The sequence below is a fragment of the Bacillus sp. FJAT-27001 genome, from assembly GCF_019039175.1.
GTDB classification, from domain to species: Bacteria; Bacillota; Bacilli; order Bacillales; family Bacillaceae; genus Bacillus; species Bacillus velezensis.
This window is the reverse complement of record NZ_JAHOAA010000003.1, coordinates 732,470-754,931: the sequence shown is the minus strand read 5'-3', so window position 1 is coordinate 754,931 and position 22,462 is coordinate 732,470. Positions and strand designations below refer to the sequence as shown.

The window sequence follows — 22,462 nt, the reverse complement described above, 5'->3', positions numbered from 1 at the left end:
CTGCTTTTTGGAGCAGCCGTTATTTTTTGAAGATCCCTTTCAGCACAAATGCCGCATTTGCCGGGCGCTCGGCAATTCTTCTCATCAGGTACCCGTACCAATCGGTTCCGTACGGGACATACACCCTCATCCTGTATCCTTCTTCGGCAAGCTCCTTCTGGTGCTCCGTTCTGATGCCGTACAGCATTTGGAATTCAAACTGCTCCCGGGGAATCTGATGTTCGCTGATGAGTGTTTTCGTATAAGAAATGATGTCATCATCATGTGTCGCCACCGCCGTTTCATGGCCGTTCAAAAGCTGCAGCTTAATCAGCTGCTGAAAATGAAGATCGGTTGCTTTTTTATCAGGGAATGCAACGGCCGCCGATTCTTTATAAGCGCCTTTTACAAGCCTGAGCCGCGGCTTGTATGGCATCAGACCGCTGATGTCTTCAGCTGCGCGGTACAAATAAGCCTGAATGACGGTGCCGAGCATCGGGAAATCCGGCTTGCACCGCTTATACAGCTCAAGCGTACGGCCGCATCTTGAATAGTCCTCCATATCAATCGTTACAGGCACGCCGCGTTCTTTTGCCTCCGTCAATATGTCTCTGACATGCTGTTCCGCAAGTTTCTCGGAAATATCCAGACCGATGGATGTTAATTTCAGCGACAGCTCACAATCCAGTTGATTCTCGGCAATCGCCCTGATTGCTTTTTTACATTCTTCCGCCGTCCTTTTCGCATCCTTCTCTGAACCCGCATATTCACCTAGATAATCAATCGAAGCCGACAGCCCTTTTTGGTTCAGCCGCTTTACCGTTTTCACAGCTTCCGTGAGTGTTTCCCCTGCAACGAACCTTCCCGCACCGAAGCGGATTCCGTAAGCCTGGGCGAATTTTGTAAGCATTTTATTTTTCGACAAAAATAAACATATGCTCCGCAGCAAGGATGAACTCCCTCCTTTTTCTTTTATTCGTGTATGAATTTCCGATCGCAGAGAAAGCTAAAAAGAACAGAATTGAAGGAGGCGTTTAAATGAACAACCAAGAGCAGCACGGAAACTTGCCGCCTGCCGTCATCTCAACGAAAGACCATTTGTATCTTGAGGACATGCTGAACTGGAATCTGCTTGCCATGAAAAAAGCGCATTTTATGGCGGAACACTGCCAGAATCAGACGTTAAAACAAGAGCTTGATCAGATCGGCCGGATGCATGAGAAGCATTATCAGCACATATTAGGCCGCTTGAACCCCGATCAAGGCGGACAGACAACAACAGGCTATATGCAATAGGAGGACAATACATGGAACAGCAAAACCAAAAAATCACGAATCCGCAAACGCCTGTGCCCAATACGGCGCAAATGAATGACAGAGACTTGGTGAATGAGCTGCTGACGACGGAAAAATACATCACGGCTTCATATTGCACAGCCCTGCACGAGTTCAGCCACGAGTCTCTTTATCAAGATATTCAGGCGATTTTCGATGAGTCACAAAAAGCGCAAAGAAGATTATACGATGTGATGTTTCAAAATGGCTGGTATTCCATTGAAGCAGCCGATACCCAAAAGCTTCAGCAATCGTATCAGAAGTTCCGGCAGACCATTCAGCAGCAGTCTCCCTACCAGCAGTAAAACGAAGAAGGATTTGATGTTTTCGACAAGCATCAATCCTTTTTTTATTTTTGCACAAAAAGATTGACTTATCATTAATCCTTATTTATATTTAACTAATGTTAATTATTTTCTCAAGGAACAAGATGAGGAGGAGTTATGAAAAACGCGGATCAATATGTGTCTGACATCCAGAAATCTCTTCAGACGCTGCTGCAAAACATACAGCCTGAAATGGTGGAAAGCATGGCAAAACACGAGGTGACGCCTGCCCAATTATTTGTTTTAGCCAGCCTGAAAAAACACGGGAGCTGCAAAGTTTCCGAAATTGCGGAACGCATGGAGGTAAAGCCGAGTGCAGTGACGCTGATGGCCGACCGCCTCGAACAAAAAGGACTTATCGTCCGCAAACATAACCAGCAGGACAGACGCGTCATCGACATCAGCCTCACCAAAAAAGGCGAAACAAAATTCGAAGATGTTGTGGAAGGACGGAAAGCGATACTGGCGCGAAACCTATCCGTTCTGACTGACGATGAACTGATTCAGTCCGTGAACATCATCCGCAAAGTAGCGGAAGCAGCCGAGAAATACGCGGCTGATCAAAAAGAAAACGAATAGAAAAGAGGAGCTGCCGAAACATGAGCATTGAAAAGAAAGATCCAAAACGCACATTATTAATAACCGGCTTAATCATCGCCATGTTTTTCTCAGCCCTTGACGGCACCATCGTAGGAACGGCGATTCCTAAAATCGTGGGTGACCTCGGGGGATTAAGCATGATGACGTGGCTGACCACGGCATATCTTTTAACTTCGACGACGATCGTTCCGATTGCGGGGAAACTTGCAGATTTATTGGGGCGCCGCGTCGTCTATGTATCAGGTTTATTGATTTTTATGGGAGCTTCCGCACTGTGCGGAATGGCCAGCAACATGACGGAACTGATTATTTTCCGCGGACTTCAGGGAATCGGCGGCGGTGTCATGATGCCGATGGCTATGATCGTCATCGGGGATTTGTTCACAGGGAAACAGCGTGCCAAGTTCCAAGGGCTTTTCGGGGCGATTTACGGGCTTGCTTCCGTGATCGGCCCGCAAATCGGGGGCTGGATTGTTGACTCATTAAATTGGAAATGGGTTTTCTATATCAACCTGCCTGTCGGAATTTTAGCCGTGATCTTTATCGCAAGAGGACTTCAAGGCAGAAAACAGACCGGGCCGATTAACTTTGACATCGCCGGCATTTTCACAATGATCGTCGGAATCGTCAGCCTCCTCCTCGCGCTCAGCTTCGGAGGAAAGGATTACGCATGGGGCTCTTGGCAGATTCTCGGTCTCTTTGCGCTTGCACTTGCCGGGATTGTCGGATTCATTTTCGCTGAAATCAAAGCAAAAGAGCCGATTCTGCCGATGTACCTGTTTAAAAACAGAACGTTTACCGTACTGAATCTGATCGGCTTTTTCATGAGTATCGGCATGTTCGGCGCCGTTACGTTCGTTCCTTTCTTTATGCAGGGAATTATCGGAGTCAGCGCCACCGCGTCCGGCACGATTATGACGCCGATGATGGTATCTATGATTATCACAAGTATTATCGGAGGCCAGTTGGTTTATAAGATCGGTATTAAACCGCAAATCATGATCGGCATGCTGATCATGGCCGTCGGCTTCTTCTTATTAACAACCTTACAGCTGGATACAAGCAAGCTCGCGGCTACATGCTATATGGCCGTGATCGGTCTGGGAATGGGGCTCGTCATGCCGCTTCTCACACTCGCTCTGCAAGAAACGTTTTCAAAAGAAGAGCTGGGTGTTGTGACCTCTTCAAGCCAATTTTTCCGGATGATCGGGGGAACGTTCGGCATTACGGTGCTCGGCGCTGTCATGAATGCCAGATCAGGAAGCCTTTTAACCGACAGACTGGTGCCTTACTTAGACTCACTGCCGAAACAGGCAAGTGCCTTTGCCGCCCAGTTTAAAGGTATGATTGACAAGAATCCTGAAGGGCTGCTTCAATCCTTGTTCAGCCAGGAATCGATTAAGCAGATTCCGGCCGCATTTTCTTCCCATATCGTGCCGGTTTTGAAAACGTCACTGATGGATTCGCTTCACAGCGTGTTTTTCACAGGCCTGGCCTTTATCGCTGCCGGATTGATCCTCACGCTGTTTGTTAAATCAATTAAACTGACAAACAAAAAGACAGGCAAACAAGAAGAAAAGGCGAAAGCCGTTTAACAAAGAAAAATCCCGCGGATGCCGCGGGATTTTTTTATATCATCTGGGAATGACCAGTCTTCCGCCTCATTGGAAATGGGGGGTGAAAATTCAAAAAAATAGTGATGGAATTCTTTAATAAACCTTAAACATTTCATAGTTATCTTTATAGTACGACATAATAAAGTCACGAAAATTTCTTACCGAAGAAGATAATAGCTTATGTCTCATCCAAGATAAGCCGACTGGATATGAAGCAGAGTGATCAGTCACTTTTATAAAATTCAGCCCCAATGTTCTGCAAACTGAAATAGGAAGCAACGCCACACCTTGATCCAGCTTTATAATCTCGACCAGTAAATGAGAATCTGCCTCAAATGCAATATTTGGGGTGAAACCAGCTTTCTCACAAAGCGAGGCTGTGAAACCTCTATACTCTTCATTATTAGCAAGGGTAATAAATGGTTCATCGGCGACAAGACGTAAAGAAATTTCAGTTTTACCCGTAAATCGGTGGTTTGAGGGCAAAGCCAGAACGATATCTTCATTTACCAGCACACAACTCTCTATCTCTTCATCTTGAATCGGATGACCTGTTATTCCTAAATCAATGTCCCCTTTTTTTAAACTTGTTATGATCTCGCTTTTAACTCCGATTGCTTGGAGAATTTTTGATTGAGGAGAGCGGTTGATATATTCACTCATCAGTCCTGCAAGGAATCTTGGATTGGAAATAGATATTCTGATGGTGTCAGAAATTTGATGTTCCTCCAATTGAATTTCCGTTTGTGCATTTTCAATCTCAGTAAAAATCCTGTTTACATGTTTTAAAAGAATTTTCCCTGCTGAACTCAGCTTAATATTTCTGCCTTTTCTCTCAAACAAGGTTGTTCCCAGTTCATTCTCAAGTCTTTTTATAGTGAGACTTAAAGAAGGCTGGGCAATCTTTAATTGTTCTGCCGCTTTAGAGATATGTTCAGTATAGGCAACTGTCTGAAAGTATTTTAGCTGCAGCAATTCCATCTGTCTGCACCCCCCCTCATTTATTTCAATAAATATATATATACCTTATTATGTATTGGATTAAATGTAAATGCGAATGTAAGATAATAGCATAGTTAAAGAAAAGGAAAGGGTGTCATTCAATGAAAATTGATGTGAAAGATATAGCAAAAAATTTAAATACGCCACTAACAGCCCCTGCTTATCCTATCCCAAATTATAAATTTGTTAACCGTGAATATTTAAATATTATTTACCGAACGGATGAAAAAGCTTTACATGCAGCAGTGCCGGAACCTCTTGAAATTACTGAACCTTTAGTGAAATTCGAAGTCATGTGGATGCCCGATGTTTCCGGACTTGGTGCCTATACAGAGGCAGGACAAGTCATCCCTGTCAGCTTTAATGGTGAAGAAGGAGATTATGTACATTCTATGTATGTTGACAATTTCCCGGCTATTGCAAGCGGACGGGAACTTACTGCATATCCAAAGAAATTGGGTGCCCCTAAGCTGTATATAGACTCTGATACTCTTGTTGGCACATTGGATTATGGCAGTCTTCGTGTGGCAACTGCCACTATGGGATATAAACATTTCGAAATGGACAAGGAAAAAGCGAAAAGGGAAATTTGCCGACCTAATTTTATGGTTAAGATTGCTACTGATTACAATGGTGATTTAAGGGTTTGTGATTTGGTGCGGACGCAAATAACGAATATAGAAGTTAAAGGTGCCTGGACTGGACCGGCGCGGCTTCAATTATTTGAACATGCTCTGGCACCTCTTGCAGATTTGCCTGTATTAGAAGTCGTTTCAGCATCTCATATTATTACGGATCTAACCTTAAATGCAGCACAGCCGGTTTATAACTACTTAGAGGAAAAATAAGGAGCGTTGACAATGAGAATTGCAGTTTTAGGAGCAGGTTCTTTAGGAACCATAGTTGGAGCATATCTGTCTGCTGGCGGAATGGATGTCGAATTGATTGATTCGTACAAAGAACATGTAGATACTCTAAATCAAATTGGTGCTAAAGTAGTTGGTACAACGGAATTTCAAGCAAAGGTGAAAGCCATCACCCCTGAAAACAAATCAGGCAAGTATGATTTCATATTACTTCTGACGAAACAATTATATAATGACTCCATCCTTAAAGAGTTGCTGCCTTTTTTAAAGGATGACAGTGTAGTATGTTCCTTGCAAAACGGTATACCTGAACAGAAAGTTGCTTCGATCGTTGGTGATGAACGCGTTATTGCAGGTTCTGTTGAATTTGGTGCTACATTTATTGAACCAGGCGTATCCAGACTTACAACTGAGTATACTCAATTTAAAGAGTACGCTTTTCAAATTGGAGAATTACATGGTGAAACAACAGAAAGAATCCAGCGTATTAAATCGGTTTTAGACCTTATCGGCGGAACACATATTTCCGATAATTTAGTTGGAACGAAGTGGTCAAAATTACTTATCAATAATGCATTCAGTGGTTTATCGGCTGCATTAAACGGAGAATACGGAGACATTCTTGACCATGAAATCGGCATTGTTAGTGCAGTCCATATCGCAGATGAGACGATTAAGGTTGGACACGCCAATGGTGTCAAATTTGCGAAAATGGGCGGCCTTGATTTAGAATCTTTGGAATTAAGAAGTGAAAATGATATTCCTGAACGTATCCAAACATTTAGGTCAGCCATGGAACCATCTAGGCTGCTAAGAGCAAGTATGCTTCAGGATCTTGAGAAAAAACGCAAAACTGAAATTGATTATATTAATGGAGTTATTCCCAAAATGGCAGAAGGTACGGGCATTTCAACACCTTTTCATGATTTGGTTGTAGCACAAGTCAAATGTGCCGAGGAATCTCAAACAGTGCCCAATTTTGATACAAATATAAAATCATTTGAAGAGTTATTACGTATCCGAAAGGAAATGTGATATATAGGAAAGAGAGAAAGGGATTGCTGCGGCGGTCCTTTTTTCTTGGTTCAGCAAGCGGAAGAAATATACGTAAACAAACGGGTGCATTAGTTACATTAATGTTCTTCGCTATGAATTGAACGGCGCCTTTATTGATTCCTTTTCAGCAAAAAAAGCTTTCGGCACCTCTCTTTGATGCCGAAAGCTTTTTTATTGTTTTTTTCTGTGTGCTTCATTGAGCTGTTTAATATGCTGTATCGCAGCTTTGATGCCCTCTTTGGCGTCCGGGTAGGATTGATTCCAATGTTTGACGAGCGGAGGCATGCTTTTTGCGATATGTGTATACAAAATCCACTGCCTGACTTCTTCCTTTACATCCGGGTTTGTTTCGCCAAGCAATAGTTCCGTGTATTTCTCAAGCAGGCCGTCCAGCTGCTGCTGCAGTTTCTCTTCCATACCGTTCCCTTCCCTTTTTCATGATTATGACAATCGGGCGGTGAGGGCCGCTTCCTGCACGATACATCTGCCGCGTCCGTGCGGAATGCAAAGCGGCGTGCCGAACAGCGGGTCTTGCGTTACCTGGCAGTTCATCGCAAAGACCTGCTGTACAAGCTCGCAAGTGATGACTTCTTCGGGACGGCCCTCTGCGTAAATCTGTTTATCCTTAATGGCGACCAGATAATGGGCATAACGGCATGCCAGATTGAGGTCGTGCAGCACCATGACGATTGTGCGTTTTTCTTTTTCATTTAATTCAAACAGCAAATCAAGAATTTCAATTTGATGCGTCATGTCGAGATAGGTTGTCGGCTCGTCAAGCAGAATGATATCCGTATCCTGAGCGAGTGTCATCGCAATCCATGCGCGCTGGCGCTGTCCGCCTGACAAGGAATCCACCGGACGGTCGGCCATTTCCTCAAGCTTCGTCGCTTTAAGCGCTTTTGCCACTGCGTCTTCGTCCTCTTTGGACCATTGCTTCAGCCAGCTTTGATAAGGGTATCTTCCCTGCTTCACAAGCTGATGCACCGTCAGGCCTTCGGGAGCTGACGGACTCTGCGGCAAAATAGCGAGCTCTCTTGCCACTTCCTTCGTCGGAAGCTTAGCGATGGCTTTTCCTTCTAAAAGCACAGTACCGCCCCTCGGTTTCATCAGCCGGGCCAATGAACGTAAAAGCGTCGATTTTCCGCAGCCGTTGCTTCCGATCAATACAGTGATTTCGCCTTTTGGAATCGCGACATCCAATTCGTCAATGATAACAGTCTCTCCGTACCCTAAGCTCAGCGTCTCTGTAGAAATTGCACTCATACCGCTAACCGCTCCTTTTTTGAGTTTCCCAACACTATGTATATAAACAAATTGCCTAAACATTCAACGTGAGATCATGATTATATTGTAACAGAAATTAATGACTCTGAATATCATTATCAATTAGTTTTGGGCAAAAAAGCAGCGGGCGGCGGTTATTTTTTTATTTCCGTCATTTCTCCGTCGTTCTTTTTCAGTTTCAAATAAAAATGGTCATAGCGGCTGTCCAAATTAAAAGCCGAGAGCACCTGCCGGACGACCTCGCTTTCCTGCATCCGGCTGTTTACAGCAAGTTCTCCAAGGATCATCTTCATTTCATCAAGCGCTTCCTCGCCCTCTCTGTGAACCCCTGAGAGCTTGTCCCGGATGTCAGCCTTTTCATGACCGCCTTTACTTTCATACAAACCTTCATAGCGGTTATGCTCTCCGGCTCCGTAGCTGACGCGAAGGGAAAAGCTGCTGTAAGGAACCGGCTTCGCGGATGATACGGGTGTGCTGTCTTGTTCCGCTTCCCGTTTTTCTTCATTCAATCGGCAGCCGGCAATCAGCATCAGCGTAAGACATAAAACGCCCGCCGTTCTGATCCATCTCATGCGATTCACTCCCATTCCATTCCGATCGTTTTTAGGTATTTCCAAGGGAGGCGGCTGTCATTCATTAAACAAAAAAGAACCGGAGCGATAACACTCCGGCCGGTTCATCTCAAGATTATCATTCAGTCAGCTCTAAAAATTCCTGCACATCCTGTACGGCAAGGCGGACCGCGTCTTCCCAAAACGACCGTTCCGTCAGATCCGCTCCAAGGTGCTTCATCGCCAAATTCTCAACGGTCATCGAAGCCGTGTCACACAAAAGCGCGATATATTTTTCTTCAAAATCCGCTTTTTCCCGAAGAGCTCTTGCATATATTCCAAGCGAAAATAAATAACCGAACGTATACGGAAAGTTGTAAAACGGCACTCCCGTAATATGAAAATGCAGTTTTGACGCCCAGAAATGAGGGTGGTATTCCCCTAATGAATCGCAAAATGCTTCTTTCTGCGCCGCTTCCATCAGTTCATTCAGTTTCTCAGCCGGAACGACGCCCTGCTTGCGCTCTTCATAAAAACGCGTTTCAAATAAAAATCTCGCATGAATATTCATAAACATGGCTACGCTTCTTTGAATTTTATCTTCAAGCAAGAACACCTTTTCATCCTTTGTCTCCGCTTGTTTCAAAGCGGCGTCGGCGACGATCATTTCCGCAAAGGTCGAGGCTGTTTCAGCGACATTCATAGCGTAGGCTCTGTTCAGCTGCCGCACTTGAAGCATGGCCTCCTGATGGAACGCGTGACCGAGCTCATGCGCCAGCGTCGATACATTCGAAGCGCTTCCGGAAAACGTCATAAAAATCCGGGATTCTCCGCTGTCGGGAAAGCTGGTGCAGAAACCGCCGACCCGTTTGCCGCTGCGGTCTTCCGCTTCTATCCACCGATCACGGAACGCTTTTTCCGTAAATGCGGACAGCTTTTTGCCAAACGTCGAAAATTGGCTGACAATCAGATTGGCCGCTTCATCATATGTGTATTCTTTCGGAGCCTCGCCGATCGGCGCGTCCACATCATACCAGTTCAGCCGCTCAAGCCCTAAAAGAGACGCCTTTCGATTCAGGTATTCGGCAAAAGGCTTTTTATGATCGGTAATGACCCGCCACATGACATCCAGCGTTTCTTTTTTCATCCGGTTGATCGCAAGCGGCTCTTCCAAAGCGCTTTTCCAGCCCCGCGCTTTATAGATTTCCGTGCGGAAGCCGGCCAGATGGTTCAGCGTGCTGCCGAAAAGCTCCTCTTCTCCTTTCCACGCTTCATTAAGCTCTTTGAACACTTGATGTCTGATGCGGCGATCCGGGTGCGCCATCATATTTTCCGCTTGGCCGACCGACAGCTCTTTATCCTCAAATGGAATCTTCATTCTGCCGACAGCCGCATTATACAAGTCGCCCCATGCGTGATAGCCGTCAACGGCCAGGCCTTCAATCAGCCTTTCTTCTGAAGCGCTGAGCTTCTCTTTGACCCGGTCTCTTCTTTCATTTAAAACATATGTGAGATCCTGAAGTTCCGGTTTTTGCAGCAGCTCCTCCCAGACCGGCTCGTCAATCCGGGCAAGTGTATCGTCAAGGGTGACCAGAGCGGATTTAAAATCACTGCTCAGCTGATTGATCCGCGCCCTCCATTCATTCGCTTTCTGATCATGAGTGTTCTGAGCCTGAAGACAGCCGACGAACGCTCCCGCCTGCCTGATCATGATCGCTGACCGTTCAAACCTATCAATCAGATTGATCATCTCCCGGCTTTCATCCGCATGCGTCGGAACTGTAAACGCTTCAACCGCATGTTGAAAAGCGCTTAGATGCTTTTTGAGCTCTTGTATGTATTGCTGAAACTCTTCCGACCGGCTCCCGCCCTCAAAAATGGAGTTTAAATCCCATGTTTCCTTCAATCCCTCTAATGCCATCTTTTCTTTACCCCTTTCTATCCGAAGCTGACTCCATTATAAAACAATTCTGACATATTTCCGAACGATTTCTCCTTCTTTCCGCGAGATGTTATACACTATGAGATAAGAACAAACGGGGAGGATTATAAGATGAACAGAAAAATTGCCATTGTAACCGGCGCGACGAGCGGATTCGGGCTGCTGACAGCGCTGAAGCTCGCCCGGTCTTATCACGTCATCGCAACAGCCAGACAGCCGGAGAAAGCTGAAATACTGAAAGAGGCCGCCGCTCAAGCGGGTGCATCCGAACATGTTACGGTCGTTTCTTTAGATGTGACAAATGAGCAGTCGGTGTCTGACTTCGGGAACACCATCAGCGGTTTCGGACCGATTGACCTGCTCGTCAATAACGCCGGCACTGCGTACGGGGGGTTTATTGACGATGTGCTGATGGAACATTACAGACAGCAGTATGAATCAAATGTATTCGGTCTGATTCACGTCACAAAAATCATGCTGCCTTATATGCGAAAACATAGCGGGGCGAAAATCTTCAATATCAGCAGTATCAGCGGACTGACCGGTTTCCCGGCTCTATCTCCGTATGTCTCTTCCAAATTCGCGGTTGAAGGGTTTACAGAGAGCCTGCGCCTCGAACTGCTGCCTTTAGGAATTGATGCCGCTTTAATAGAACCGGGCTCCTACAAAACGTCTATATGGGAGACATCTCTCTCCAATCATCTTACGGCACCCGGCAAAGATTCGCCTTATTACCGCTATTATCAGCAAATAGAAGCTTACTTCAAAGCCAACGCATCCAAAAGCGGCGATCCTGATGACGTAGCGGAGCTGATTTATCAATTGGCACAAAGGAAACGGCTGAAGAAACTGCGGTATCCGATCGGCAGGGGCGTTAAGCTGACATTGGCTTTCCGCTCACTCTTTCCGTGGTCCGCCTGGGAATCTGTTGTGAGAAAAAAGCTGTTCACTTAAACCTAAATTATAATTATTATAATTTAGTATTGATTTTTATTTGATACGTGATATAATTAAATTAACAGATCACAGGGAGGACGATGAATATGAATACACAAAACGCGAAAAAAACTGAAACTCTTGTTGAGAAATCAATGAACACACAATTATCAAACTGGTTTATCCTTTACTCTAAACTGCACCGCTTCCATTGGTATGTAAAAGGCCCTCATTTCTTTACGCTTCATGAAAAATTTGAAGAACTGTATAACGAAGCGGCGGAAACGGCGGATGCCATCGCAGAGCGTCTTCTGGCCATTGGCGGACAGCCTGCGGCGACTTTACACACTTACCTTGAACAAGCTTCCATTACGGATGAAGGCCAAGAAAAAACGGCTTCTGAAATGGTGGAATCACTGGTTCAAGACTATAAACAAATCAGCCGCGAATCAAAATTTGTCATCGGCATCGCCGAGGAACAAAATGACCCGTCAACTGCCGACCTGTTTGTCGGATTAGTTGAAGAAGCGGACAAGCATGTGTGGATGCTGTCAGCCTACTTGGGAGAATGACGAAAAAAGCTGAACCTCAGTTGCAGGTTCAGCTTTTTTTATGCGTTCAGCTTGCGCTTTCGGTTTGTTTCGTTAATGTGACGTTCAGCGTCTTTTTGCTTCCGTTTCTGAGAACTTGAACAGTCGTTTTATCGCCGATTTTCAGCTGGTTATATAAGATCTGTCTGATATCAGCGCTGCTGCCGACATCTTTGCCGTTCAATTGTACAATGACGTCATTTGATTTGATGCCCGCTTTCGCAGCCGGCGAGCCGGACTGCACTTCTTTTACGTAAACACCCTTAGACAGCTGGTCGCCGAACAGTCCGAGCGTGTTTTCCTGATAAGTTTCCGGCACTTGCGCCATGTCAATCATCTGCACACCTAAAAATGGGCGCTCGACTTTTCCTTTTGCAAGCAGCTGGTCGACTATCGGTTCTACATCATTGCTCGGAATGGCAAAGCCGAGTGACTCCACGCCGTTTTCACTGACTTTCATGCTGTTGATCCCGATAACTTGGCCGCTTGAGTTGATTAACGGGCCGCCGCTGTTTCCGGGGTTAATCGCCGCATCCGTCTGAATCACGTTCATTTCCACTGTGCCTTGGGATGTATCGGCGTCTACCGTTCTGTTCAGCCCGCTGATGACACCTTGTGTGACGGTGCCGGAAAACTGCTGGCCGAGCGGGTTGCCGATGGCAATCACTTTATCGGCAATGCGGAGCTTGGAGGAATCCCCGAAGCTGGCCGCTTTTTTGACATTGGACGAGCTGATTTCCAATACAGCCAAGTCACTGATGGCATCCTTTCCGACAAGCTTTGCCGTTTCGGTTTTCCCATTGTAAAGAGTGACCGACAGTTTGTTCGCACCTTCTACGACATGGTTGTTTGTAATGATGTACGCTTTTTCGCCGTCTTTTTTGAAGATGACGCCTGACCCCGTGCCGCTTTCCGTTTCAGAGCTTGAACCGCCGTCAAGTCCGAACTGGCTGCTTTGCGAAGCTTGGTAGTTGGACACTCCCACAATCGCGGGCTCCAAATCTTCTACCATATCCGCTACGCTTGAGGTATTTTTCAAAGGCGTTGACGTAAAATTCGAAGACTGAACTTGTTTCGTATCAGAAACGGCTTCTGTCTTATGCTGCTCACCCGGCAGGTTTGGCACAATGCCAAGCACGAGGCCTCCGCCGATAATGCCGCCTAAAATCGGGCTCAGCCAAGCGGCTCTCCGTTTTTTTTCTTTTTTCACGGCAGCCGTTTTTTCAAATTCCGTACCGGCCGCCGTCTCGTTTTCCGCTTCTTTCGAGACGGGCCCTTCGAGCAGCTCGGGCTCCTGATGGCTGATCTGCTGCTGTTCATTTCTGTTTTGTTCCGTATGTGAAAGATCTGACTGATCGCGGCTTCTGCCGTCATCTCGATGATCATTCATATTCACGCACACTCCTTCAGCATGTTTTCATTCTATCGATTACATATTCATCGCATGTACAAGTTCTATTGTCCCAATAATAAGGAGAAAAGCAAAGCTCCAAAACAAAATGTGTTTGAACATGTTATCTTCCCCGCTTTTTTTCTTCCTTTCTTCCCTTATACACATCATAAACAAACATTGTGGGATAAAAATGAAAAGAATATGTGAAATTATGAAAATGCGGCTTGAGTGTGTTAAAACTAGTATAATGACGTTGAAAGGATGTGAAATGCCTTGTCATACACCATTTATCTAGTTGAAGATGAGGATAACCTGAATGAACTGCTCACAAAATATTTAGAGAATGAAGGCTGGAACATTACATCTTTCACAAAAGGCGAAGATGCCAGAAAGCAGATGCAGCCGTCTCCCCACTTGTGGATTCTTGACATCATGCTTCCGGATACGGACGGCTATACATTGATAAAAGAAATAAAAGAAAAAGATCCCGATGTGCCGGTTATTTTCATTTCCGCGCGGGATGCCGATATTGACAGAGTCCTCGGGTTAGAGCTTGGAAGCAATGATTATATCGCCAAGCCTTTTTTGCCGAGAGAACTTATTATACGGGTCCAGAAGCTGCTCGAGCTCGTGTATAAAGAACAGCCCGCCGCAAAGAAAACCGGCATCACCGTTTCTTCCTACAATGTGATCGAAGATGCCCGAGAGGTTTATGATGAAACCGGCAGCCTGGTCAATTTGACGTCTAAGGAATTTGATCTGCTGCTTTTATTTCTTCACCATAAAGGACACCCCTTTTCCAGAGAAGATATCCTGCTGAAAATATGGGGCCATGATTATTTCGGCACTGACCGGGTGGTCGATGATCTTGTGCGGAGGCTGCGGAAAAAAATGCCCGGGTTAAAGGTTGAAACCATTTACGGATTCGGCTACAGGATGATGACGTCATGAAAAATAAGCCGCTTGCTTTTCAAATATGGGTGGTCATCTCAGGCATCCTCTTAGCCATTTCGATTCTGCTTCTCGTGCTTTTCTCAAATACGCTGCGTAATTTTTTCACGGATGAAACGTATACGACCATTGAAAATGAACAGCATGTACTGACGGAGTACCGGCTGCCCGGATCGATCGAGCGGGGATATTACAGCGAGGATGCGACCGCGCCGACGACTTTCCGATCCGTTCAGCACGTTCTTCTGCCGGAACGGGAGGAGTCGGCCAGTGACAAAGACTTGAACTACTTTTCTTCTTCCTTTATCCATAAGGTGTACAAGCTCGCGGGCCGCCAGCACAGCGTCACGAAACGATACAGCGCGGACATCAGCGGTGAAAAAGTGTTTTTCGTCATTAAAAAAGGCCTCACCATTAACGGCCAGGATGCGATGATGCTGTCTTACGCCCTTGATTCTTATCGTGATGATCTGGCATTCACCCTGTTCAAGCAGCTGCTCTTTATCATTGCCGGCGTGATTTTGTTAAGCTGGATTCCGGCGATTTGGCTTGCCAAATATCTCTCGCGCCCGCTCGTTTCCTTAGAGAAGCATGTCAAACGGATTTCAAAACAGGATTGGGATGATCCGGTCATCGTCGACAGAAAAGACGAAATCGGAAAATTAGGCCATACCATTGAAGACATGCGGAGCAAGCTGGTGCAAAAAGACGAAACGGAAAGAACGCTCCTGCAAAATATCTCTCATGATTTAAAAACGCCTGTCATGGTGATAAGGGGCTATACTCAATCAATAAAGGACGGGATTTTTCCTAAGGGGGATCTGGAAACCACAATTGATGTCATTGAAGGCGAAGCAGAAAAACTTGAGAAGAAAATTAAGGATTTATTATATTTAACGAAGCTTGATTATTTAATGAAGCAGCGGGTGCACCATGAGACATTTGACATTGTGAAGGTCACGGAAGAAGTCATTGAACGGCTCAAATGGGCCCGGAAGGAATTATCGTGGACCGTTGAAACAGAAGATGCATTAATGATGCCCGGTGATCCGGAACAATGGAGCAAACTTCTTGAAAACATTCTCGAAAATCAAATCCGCTATGCAGAAACGGCGATTCACATTCGGATCAGCCAAAATCAGCAGCAGATTGTCATGACGGTTAAAAATGACGGGCCTCCGATTGAGGATGAGATGCTATCCAGCTTGTACGAGCCTTTTAATAAAGGGAAGAAAGGCGAGTTCGGCATAGGACTCAGCATCGTAAAACGGATTTTAACCCTGCATAAAGCATCAATTTCAATTGAAAATGACCAATCGGGTGTAATCTACCGAATTATCATACCAAAGTAGACTGTAGTGTTTCATTGCAGTCTTTTTTTATGTGAAGGAATAGCCGTTAAAATCTCTGTAGTTTGTTTTCAGCGGTTTTTGGCATTGATGAACCCATTTCTTTTCACAAATTGTCTTTTTCGGATATTTCACCTTTTCGACTTTAATTCCTCTGTTTCGCAAGCGGCTGATCATTTCATCTAATTCTTTCATTTTCAGATTCACCCTTTCGCCAGAACTTTGACCATTCGGTCAGCTCACTTTATAATATAAATAAAACAAAACAAAAAAACAAGTTACAATCAGGTTAAATTTACGGAATATCAATATGACCATATAGTCATACATGAGAAGCACAAGCCAGCCTCCTGGCTCCGAAAGGGTGGAACCATTGAAGGAAAAAGAAAAGCTGATCATTGAAGCAGCAATCAAACTGTTTGCCCGAAAAGGGTACAAATCTACATCGGTTCAGGAAATCGCCGATGAATGCAAAATCTCAAAAGGCGCTTTTTATCTTTACTTTCCTTCCAAAGAAGCACTGCTCCTATCCATGCTGAATTACTACTATGATAAAACGTTTACCCGAATCACGACGATCCAAACGGAGGGTGACAGTCCGAGAGCCGCTTACCAAAAACAGCTTGCGGTGTTTTACGAATCGATTCTCGCCCATCAGGATTTTATTACCGTGCAGATGAAAGACGGTTCACTTCCTTATACCGAAGAAGCGGCGCAGTGCGGAAAGAGAATCCGCCGGTCGATCCTGCAGTTTCATATCGACAGTCTTCTTGCGATTTACGGAGAAAAAGCTGAACCATACACAGCCGAGCTTTGTTTTTTAATAGAAGGAATCAGTCAGATGTATCTTGAATATCTCATTCTGACCGGCCGGTCCGTACAGCCTTCGCTTTTGGCAAATACCGTGATTCACAGAATTGATGACATCGTAAACGGAATGGCGGACAGACATGATGAAGCGTTTATTTCTCTTGATGAGGCAAGCTCACTGTTTGGGCCCCTTCATAACGGGCAGCCCGATCCTTTAAGCCAATCGATCTTGCAGACCCTCCGCACGCGCATCGGCACGATGGATAAGACGCAAGCATCTGAATTCACCGAGAGCTTGGATATTCTGGAAGCGGAAATGAAGAAAAAGTCGCCGAAACCGGCAATCATCAAAGGAATGATTTTGAATTTGAAGGAATCCGACCTGCTGGCTGAAGATGCAGAACAGCTCAGATTTTTACTGAAACAGCAGTTTATTTAGAAGAACGGCCGCAATGACTGCAGCCGTTCTTTCTTTTTATGCTTTCGGGTGCACCATATCTTCCGGACGCACCATTTCATTAAATTGTTCTTCTGTCAGAAGGTTCAGCTGTAATGCCGCTTCTTTCAGCGTCAGGCCTTCTTTGTGGGCAAGCTTGGCGATTTTCGCGGCGTTTTCATAACCGATGTGCGGGTTAAGCGCCGTAACAAGCATTAATGAGTTAGAGAGATTTTCCTGAATCGTCTCTTGGTTCGGCTCAATACCGACAGCGCATTTGTCATGGAAGGAATTCATTCCGTCACTGAGCAGCTGCACGGTCTGCAGGAAGTTATAGATAATAACCGGTTTGAAGACATTCAGCTCGAAGTTTCCTTGGCTGGCCGCAAATCCGATTGTCGCGTCATTTCCCATCACTTGCGCGGCGATCATTGTCAGCGCCTCACTTTGCGTCGGGTTGACTTTGCCCGGCATGATAGAGCTTCCCGGCTCATTTTCAGGAATGACGATTTCGCCGATTCCGCAGCGCGGGCCGCTTGCCAGCCATCTGACATCGTTGGCAATCTTCATCAGGTCGGCAGCCAATGCTTTTAACGCGCCGTGAACGTGAGTGATTTCATCATGGCTTGTGAGCGCGTGGAATTTGTTAGGCGAACTCTTGAATGTCTGCCCCGTTACTTTTGTGATTTCTTCCGCGACGAATTCACCGAACTGCGGATGGGCGTTGATTCCCGTGCCGACTGCCGTGCCTCCGATGGCAAGCGCGCGGATTTTTTCCGTTGACTCAAGAATCATTTCTTTCGAACGGTCAAGCATGTATACCCAGCCGCTGATTTCCTGTCCGAGCGTCAGCGGAGTGGCGTCCTGCAAATGCGTGCGTCCGATTTTCACAATATCCTGATAAGCTTTCGCTTTTTCATCAAGCGTCGCGCGCAGCTGATCAAGCGCCGGAACGAGCTGCTCATATACGGCAAGAACCGCCGCAACGTGCATCGCCGTCGGGAATGTATCGTTTGAGCTTTGGCTGCGGTTAACGTCATCATTCGGATGAATCTTCAGCTCGGAATTTTTTTCTTTCAATAAAGCAGTCGCGCGGTTGGCCACCACTTCATTCATGTTCATGTTGCTTTGCGTGCCGCTTCCCGTCTGCCAGACAACGAGCGGAAAGTTATCGTCGTATTTGCCGTTTAAAACATCGTCACATACAGCGGCAATCGCCTGTGCTTTTTCAGACTCTAAGTTGCCGAGGCGTTCGTTGGCGATCGCTGTGCTTCTTTTCAATATTGCAAACGCCTTCACAACACGCTGAGGCATTTTTTCTGAACCGATTTTGAAGTTCTCTTTGCTGCGCTGTGTCTGAGCGCCCCAAAATTTATCTGCCGGAACTTTAACTTCTCCCATGGTGTCTTTTTCAATTCTGTAGTCCATTTATGTATCCCTCCATAACAGTTGCTTCACCCTGAGTATTATTCGCCAGTAACAGATGAAACCCTTTTTATTTTTCGGCCTTGGCCGTTTTTAATTTCAGCTCAAGATAGACGCGCGAATCCTTAGAGTATTTATACTTCGGATTTGTTTTACGGTATTCTTTCGACGTGTAAGCCACTTCGTAATGCGCTTCAAATGATTTGATGAGCTGTTCAATTTCTTCGGCATTTCCTGCCAGTCTGACTTGTGCCACATCTCTCCTCCGCTTTCATAAAAAAACTTGTTCCATTAAATACTTTATCATAGTATATCATTTTTTTAACAGGAAAAGATAACCTCAATTAAGGATTGGAAGGCGGGTGACTGTCGATGGCGCAATCGGAATTCAAGGAATACATACACGTTAATCTGGCACTGGTGCTTCCCCACGTAGAGCAGAATGATGACCTGGTTCAAAATAAAAAGATGCTTCCGAACGGGCTTGTTTTTTATTATATGTATCTGAGTGAAATGAACGACGAAGACAAAATAAAAGAGGCGATTGAAACGCTGCTTCGGGAGGAAGACACTCTGACGCTGGATACGGTGACGAAACGTCTTGATAAGATCGACGCCCGTCCCGTCTTTACGTCGAAGGAAGCCGTCATCTCCATTCTGCGGGGAAAATGCGCCGTGTTTATTAACGGACTTGACAGCGTATACATTTTGTCCACGGGAAAAAGAGAAAAAAGAAGCGTGAATGAACCCACATCCGAAAAGGTCGTAAGAGGTCCGAAAATCGCCTTCATAGAAGATTCTGATACAAACGTCGCCATGATCAGGCAGCGCACGAACCATCCGAAGCTGAAAACGAAAAAGGTTCCGATCGGAGAAAATAAGTTAAAATACGCCACGGTCATGTACATAGATGATAAGGCGGACCCATCTGTCGTCAGCGATGTTGTAAAGCGCCTCAGCGAAGTGAAGATGGACGACATTCAGGATTCCGGAACGCTTGAGGAGCTTATTGAGGATAATAAGTATTCGCCCTTTCCGCAAATACAAAATACGGAACGGCCTGATAAAGTCTCTTCCGCCTTGTTCAACGGCCGCGTCGCCATCCTTGTCGACAACTCGCCGTTTGCGCTGGTGGTTCCGGCTTCTTTAGGAATTTTAATGCAGTCTCCCGATGATTATTATGAACGGTGGATTTCCGCCTCGCTCATCCGGGTGCTGCGGTTTACGTCTATTTTTATTACGCTGTTTTTTTCGTCCATTTATATCGCCCTCGTTTCGTTTCACCAAGGGCTGCTGCCGACATCGCTTGCAGTCACCATCGCGGCGAACAGAGAAAACGTTCCCTTCCCGCCTATCATTGAAGCGATGGTAATGGAAATTACGATAGAGCTGCTGAGAGAAGCGGGCTTGAGGCTTCCCAGCCCGCTCGGCCAGACGATCGGATTGGTGGGCGGAGTCGTCATCGGCCAGGCGGCCGTTGAAGCGAATATTGTCAGCTCCATCATGGTCATCGTGGTCAGCATTGTCGCGCTTGCTTCATTTACGGTGCCGCAGTACGGGATGGGTCTGTCATTCCGTGTGCTCCGTTTCATTTCGATGTTTACCGCCGCAGCTTTCGGGCTGTACGGCATGATTTTATTTATGCTGGCGATCTACACTCATTTATCGAGACAGCGAAGCTTCGGTTCTCCGTATTTCTCGCCGAATGGATTTTTCAGCTTAAAAAACGCAAACGACTCTATTCTCCGTCTCCCTATTAAAAATCAACCAAAAGAGGCGAAAAACGTAAATGAGCCAGAAAACAACTCTCAATAAGCTTACTAGCTATCAAGGGACGGCATTGATTTCCAACACGATGCTCGGGGCGGGACTCCTTACCATGCCGCGGTCGCTGTCATCAAGGGCGAATTCGCCGGACGGCTGGATTGCATTATGTCTGGAAGGCGTCATCTTTATCTTTTTGATTTATCTCAATACGCTCATTATGAAAAAGCATCAGTACGGATCATTGTTTGATTATATGAACGAAGGCCTCGGCAAATGGGCGGGAAATATCGTCAATCTTATGATCTGTCTCTATTTTATAGGAGTCGCCAGCTTCGAAGCCCGGGCGATGGCGGAAATGGTCAAGTTCTTTTTATTGGAGAGAACGCCCGTGCCGGTTACGCTGTTTATCTTTATCGCCTGTTCCGTTTATTTAATTATCGGCGGCATGAGCGATCTCGGCAGGCTCTTTCCTTTCTATTTAACGATTACGATCATTATTTTGCTGGTGGTGTTTTCTTTCAGCTTTAAAATATTTGATCTGGACAACCTGCGGCCGGTGCTCGGACAGGGGTTTTCTCCCGTTATGGCTTCCTTGACCGTCGTTTCTGTTTCATTCTTAGGAATTGAGATTATGCTGTTTCTCCCTGAGCACATCAAAAATAAAAAGCACACGTTCCGTATGTCGGCCATGGGCTTTGGCATCCCGATTATTTTATACATCATTACCTACGTGCTCGTCGTCGGCGCCTTAACCACCCAGGATGTCAAAACAATGATCTGGCCTACGATTGCGCTTTTTCAATCATTTGAAATCAAAGGGCTTTTTATCGAAAGATTCGAGTCTTTTTTGCTTGCCGTCTGGATTATCCAATTTTTCGCCACCTATGTATCGTACGGATATTTCGCGACATCGGGTCTTAATAAAATTTTCGGGCTGAAGCACAAAAAGGGCATCATTTTCGTAGGCATTGCGACATTCTTCGGATCATTGATGCCCAAAGACGCTAACAAGCTGATGCTGTTCAGTGATATTCTAGGCTATATCTTCTTGGTTTTCTTTTTGCTGCCTTTACTGATGTTTGCAGTCGTCGCTGTGAAAAGGAAGGTGAAAAAAGCGCAATGAAGAAATATATCGTAATCATTCTTTGCACATTGCTTTTAGCCGGATGCTGGGACAGCCGCAATATAGAAGATTTGAGTCTCGTTATCGGCGTCGGGCTCGATAAACCCGAGGAAGAAAACGTGGAAGTGACGCAGCAGATTCTGGTTCCGCAAAAAGCAAGTTCCCAGCAGTCGTCGTCAGGGAGCGACACGACAAAGGTGACTTCCACTTCCGGAGAAACCGTCCATCAAGCCTTACGAACGGCATCATTAAAAAATCACCCCGCTTTCTCCCAGCACTTGCGTATCATGCTGTTTTCCGAGGCGCTGTTAAAGGACGACATCCCGCTTGACGCATTGATGAACCAATTTATCAGGGACAACGGTACGAGAAGAAGCTGCAATGTGATGACGGTGCCGGATAAAACGAAAGATATTTTCAAAATCAGTGACCAGGGAGAGCCTGCGTCAAATACGATCTATGACTTAACGGAGAATAATGCGGTCACCATCCGGATGATGGAGCCCGTGACATTGGGGGAAATATCCGAGAGAATCGCCAAGGGCGAGACCTTTGCCCTTCCTCAAGTTCGCAAAGTGGGCAGCAGACTGGAAATCTGGGGCGCTACCATTATTAAAAATAAATTCTGGTATGCGAATCTAACTCCTTTACAAGTCCAGAATATGAACCTGTTCACAGGCACGGTAAAGGGAGGCGTTACGTTTGCAAAGCATGACAATTATTATTTGTCTTTCGAGGTATTTTCCAGCAAATATGATGTAAAAACACAATATAAAAACGGAAAATTCAAGTTTATCGTTACCCGGTTTGTTGAAGGCCGTCTATCTGAGGATTGGAACCCGAAAGAAGATTCCTTCAAGGAGTCCTATATAAATGAAATCAAAAACGCGGTAAAACGCAGCATTCATTCAGATGTCATGGCATTCATTGATTACATGCAGCATGAGTTGAAAGTGGATATTACCGGGTTAGGCGATCAAGTCCGGATTCATTATCCCGATAAATGGAAAAAGATATCCTCTGACTGGGATCATCACTTCAGTGAATCGGATATTGAATACAAAGTCAAAGTCGCCATCAGGGATTTCGGAACAAAGGGAATGTCCCAATGACCCCGTTCCT

The 22,462-nt window shown here is 45.6% G+C and carries 23 protein-coding genes and 1 pseudogene; 14 read left to right on the top strand and 10 right to left on the bottom strand.

Annotated elements, in window-relative coordinates; all coding sequences use genetic code 11:
• Positions 1–19: 19 nt before the first annotated feature.
• Positions 20–928, bottom strand: coding sequence for a proline dehydrogenase family protein (locus tag BGM27_RS13990; RefSeq protein WP_007410080.1), 909 nt, complete (start codon positions 926–928; stop codon positions 20–22).
• 89 nt (positions 929–1,017) lie between these two features.
• Between BGM27_RS13990 and BGM27_RS13985 the strand changes: the two genes are divergently transcribed.
• The 4 genes from BGM27_RS13985 to BGM27_RS13970 all read left to right on the top strand — a co-directional run bounded on the left by BGM27_RS13985 (position 1,018) and on the right by BGM27_RS13970 (position 3,835).
• Complete coding sequence (locus BGM27_RS13985) at positions 1,018–1,275, top strand: hypothetical protein (protein ID WP_003151832.1); 258 nt, start codon at positions 1,018–1,020, stop codon at positions 1,273–1,275.
• A gap of 11 nt (positions 1,276–1,286) precedes the next feature.
• Positions 1,287–1,619, top strand: coding sequence for a spore coat protein (locus BGM27_RS13980; RefSeq protein ID WP_003151830.1), 333 nt, complete (start codon positions 1,287–1,289; stop codon positions 1,617–1,619).
• Positions 1,620–1,757: 138 nt separating this feature from the next.
• Positions 1,758–2,219 carry a MarR family winged helix-turn-helix transcriptional regulator gene (locus tag BGM27_RS13975; protein ID WP_003151828.1) on the top strand — a complete coding sequence of 154 codons (462 nt, stop codon included), beginning with the start codon at positions 1,758–1,760 and terminating at the stop codon, positions 2,217–2,219.
• 20 nt (positions 2,220–2,239) lie between these two features.
• Positions 2,240–3,835: an MDR family MFS transporter gene (locus tag BGM27_RS13970; RefSeq protein WP_007410079.1), complete on the top strand. Its 1,596-nt coding sequence runs from the start codon at positions 2,240–2,242 to the stop codon at positions 3,833–3,835.
• Between the two features lie 114 nt (positions 3,836–3,949).
• Here BGM27_RS13970 and BGM27_RS13965 read toward each other — a convergent pair whose 3' ends face one another.
• The gene (locus tag BGM27_RS13965) at positions 3,950–4,837 is read right to left on the bottom strand and encodes a LysR family transcriptional regulator (protein WP_007410078.1); all 888 of its coding nucleotides are present in this window, start codon (positions 4,835–4,837) and stop codon (positions 3,950–3,952) included.
• Between the two features lie 122 nt (positions 4,838–4,959).
• On the opposite strand from BGM27_RS13965, the gene BGM27_RS13960 reads away from it, so the two are divergent.
• A complete protein-coding gene (locus BGM27_RS13960; RefSeq protein ID WP_007410077.1) occupies positions 4,960–5,706 on the top strand; it encodes an acetoacetate decarboxylase in 747 nt (248 codons plus the stop codon).
• Between the two features lie 12 nt (positions 5,707–5,718).
• Positions 5,719–6,759, top strand: coding sequence for a ketopantoate reductase family protein (locus tag BGM27_RS13955; protein ID WP_007410076.1), 1,041 nt, complete (start codon positions 5,719–5,721; stop codon positions 6,757–6,759).
• 192 nt (positions 6,760–6,951) lie between these two features.
• Here BGM27_RS13955 and BGM27_RS13950 read toward each other — a convergent pair.
• From BGM27_RS13950 to BGM27_RS13935, 4 genes and pseudogenes are all read right to left on the bottom strand, one after another.
• Positions 6,952–7,219: pseudogene (locus BGM27_RS13950) on the bottom strand (YusU family protein).
• 2 nt (positions 7,220–7,221) lie between these two features.
• A complete protein-coding gene (locus BGM27_RS13945; protein ID WP_007410075.1) occupies positions 7,222–8,046 on the bottom strand; it encodes an ABC transporter ATP-binding protein in 825 nt (274 codons plus the stop codon).
• Positions 8,047–8,201: 155 nt separating this feature from the next.
• Positions 8,202–8,639, bottom strand: coding sequence for a YusW family protein (locus BGM27_RS13940; RefSeq protein WP_007410074.1), 438 nt, complete (start codon positions 8,637–8,639; stop codon positions 8,202–8,204).
• 118 nt (positions 8,640–8,757) lie between these two features.
• Positions 8,758–10,539, bottom strand: coding sequence for a M3 family oligoendopeptidase (locus BGM27_RS13935; RefSeq protein WP_007410073.1), 1,782 nt, complete (start codon positions 10,537–10,539; stop codon positions 8,758–8,760).
• 132 nt (positions 10,540–10,671) lie between these two features.
• Here BGM27_RS13935 and BGM27_RS13930 point away from each other — a divergent pair, with 132 nt between their 5' ends.
• A complete protein-coding gene (locus BGM27_RS13930) occupies positions 10,672–11,514 on the top strand; it encodes an oxidoreductase (protein ID WP_007410072.1) in 843 nt (280 codons plus the stop codon).
• A gap of 89 nt (positions 11,515–11,603) precedes the next feature.
• On the top strand, positions 11,604–12,068 hold the full coding sequence (locus tag BGM27_RS13925) for a Dps family protein (RefSeq protein ID WP_007410071.1): 465 nt from the start codon (positions 11,604–11,606) through the stop codon (positions 12,066–12,068).
• 46 nt (positions 12,069–12,114) lie between these two features.
• Here BGM27_RS13925 and BGM27_RS13920 read toward each other — a convergent pair whose 3' ends face one another.
• Entirely contained in the window at positions 12,115–13,476 is a 1,362-nt protein-coding gene (locus BGM27_RS13920; RefSeq protein WP_007410070.1) for a S1C family serine protease, read from the bottom strand.
• A gap of 276 nt (positions 13,477–13,752) precedes the next feature.
• Here BGM27_RS13920 and cssR point away from each other — a divergent pair, with 276 nt between their 5' ends.
• Both cssR and cssS read left to right on the top strand, forming a co-directional pair.
• Entirely contained in the window at positions 13,753–14,430 is a 678-nt protein-coding gene (gene cssR / locus BGM27_RS13915) for a two-component system response regulator CssR (RefSeq protein ID WP_007410069.1), read from the top strand.
• On the top strand, positions 14,427–15,782 hold the full coding sequence (gene cssS / locus BGM27_RS13910) for a two-component system sensor histidine kinase CssS (RefSeq protein WP_007410068.1): 1,356 nt from the start codon (positions 14,427–14,429) through the stop codon (positions 15,780–15,782). The genes cssR and cssS overlap by 4 nt, the downstream gene beginning before the upstream one ends.
• A 27-nt stretch (positions 15,783–15,809) precedes the next feature.
• On the opposite strand, the gene spxO is transcribed toward cssS, so the two are convergent.
• Positions 15,810–15,974, bottom strand: coding sequence for an anti-adapter protein SpxO (gene spxO, locus BGM27_RS13905; RefSeq protein WP_007410067.1), 165 nt, complete (start codon positions 15,972–15,974; stop codon positions 15,810–15,812).
• A gap of 178 nt (positions 15,975–16,152) precedes the next feature.
• Here spxO and BGM27_RS13900 point away from each other — a divergent pair, with 178 nt between their 5' ends.
• The gene (locus BGM27_RS13900) at positions 16,153–17,028 is read left to right on the top strand and encodes a TetR/AcrR family transcriptional regulator (RefSeq protein WP_007410065.1); all 876 of its coding nucleotides are present in this window, start codon (positions 16,153–16,155) and stop codon (positions 17,026–17,028) included.
• Between the two features lie 36 nt (positions 17,029–17,064).
• Here BGM27_RS13900 and fumC read toward each other — a convergent pair whose 3' ends face one another.
• Entirely contained in the window at positions 17,065–18,453 is a 1,389-nt protein-coding gene (gene fumC, locus BGM27_RS13895; RefSeq protein ID WP_007410064.1) for a class II fumarate hydratase, read from the bottom strand.
• A 67-nt stretch (positions 18,454–18,520) separates the two neighbouring features.
• Positions 18,521–18,706 (bottom strand): YvzF family protein, encoded by a 186-nt coding sequence (locus BGM27_RS13890; protein WP_003151806.1) that lies wholly within the window; start codon positions 18,704–18,706, stop codon positions 18,521–18,523.
• A 116-nt stretch (positions 18,707–18,822) separates the two neighbouring features.
• Between BGM27_RS13890 and gerAA the strand changes: the two genes are divergently transcribed.
• From gerAA to BGM27_RS13875, 3 genes are read left to right on the top strand one after another with little or no spacing between them, the layout of a single operon-like run.
• Positions 18,823–20,265: a spore germination receptor protein GerAA gene (gene gerAA / locus BGM27_RS13885; protein WP_020954311.1), complete on the top strand. Its 1,443-nt coding sequence runs from the start codon at positions 18,823–18,825 to the stop codon at positions 20,263–20,265.
• Positions 20,240–21,340 (top strand): spore germination protein, encoded by a 1,101-nt coding sequence (locus BGM27_RS13880; RefSeq protein ID WP_007410062.1) that lies wholly within the window; start codon positions 20,240–20,242, stop codon positions 21,338–21,340. Before gerAA ends, BGM27_RS13880 begins: the two co-directional genes overlap by 26 nt.
• On the top strand, positions 21,337–22,452 hold the full coding sequence (locus BGM27_RS13875) for a Ger(x)C family spore germination protein (RefSeq protein WP_007410061.1): 1,116 nt from the start codon (positions 21,337–21,339) through the stop codon (positions 22,450–22,452). The genes BGM27_RS13880 and BGM27_RS13875 overlap by 4 nt, the downstream gene beginning before the upstream one ends.
• Positions 22,453–22,462: the final 10 nt, after the last annotated feature.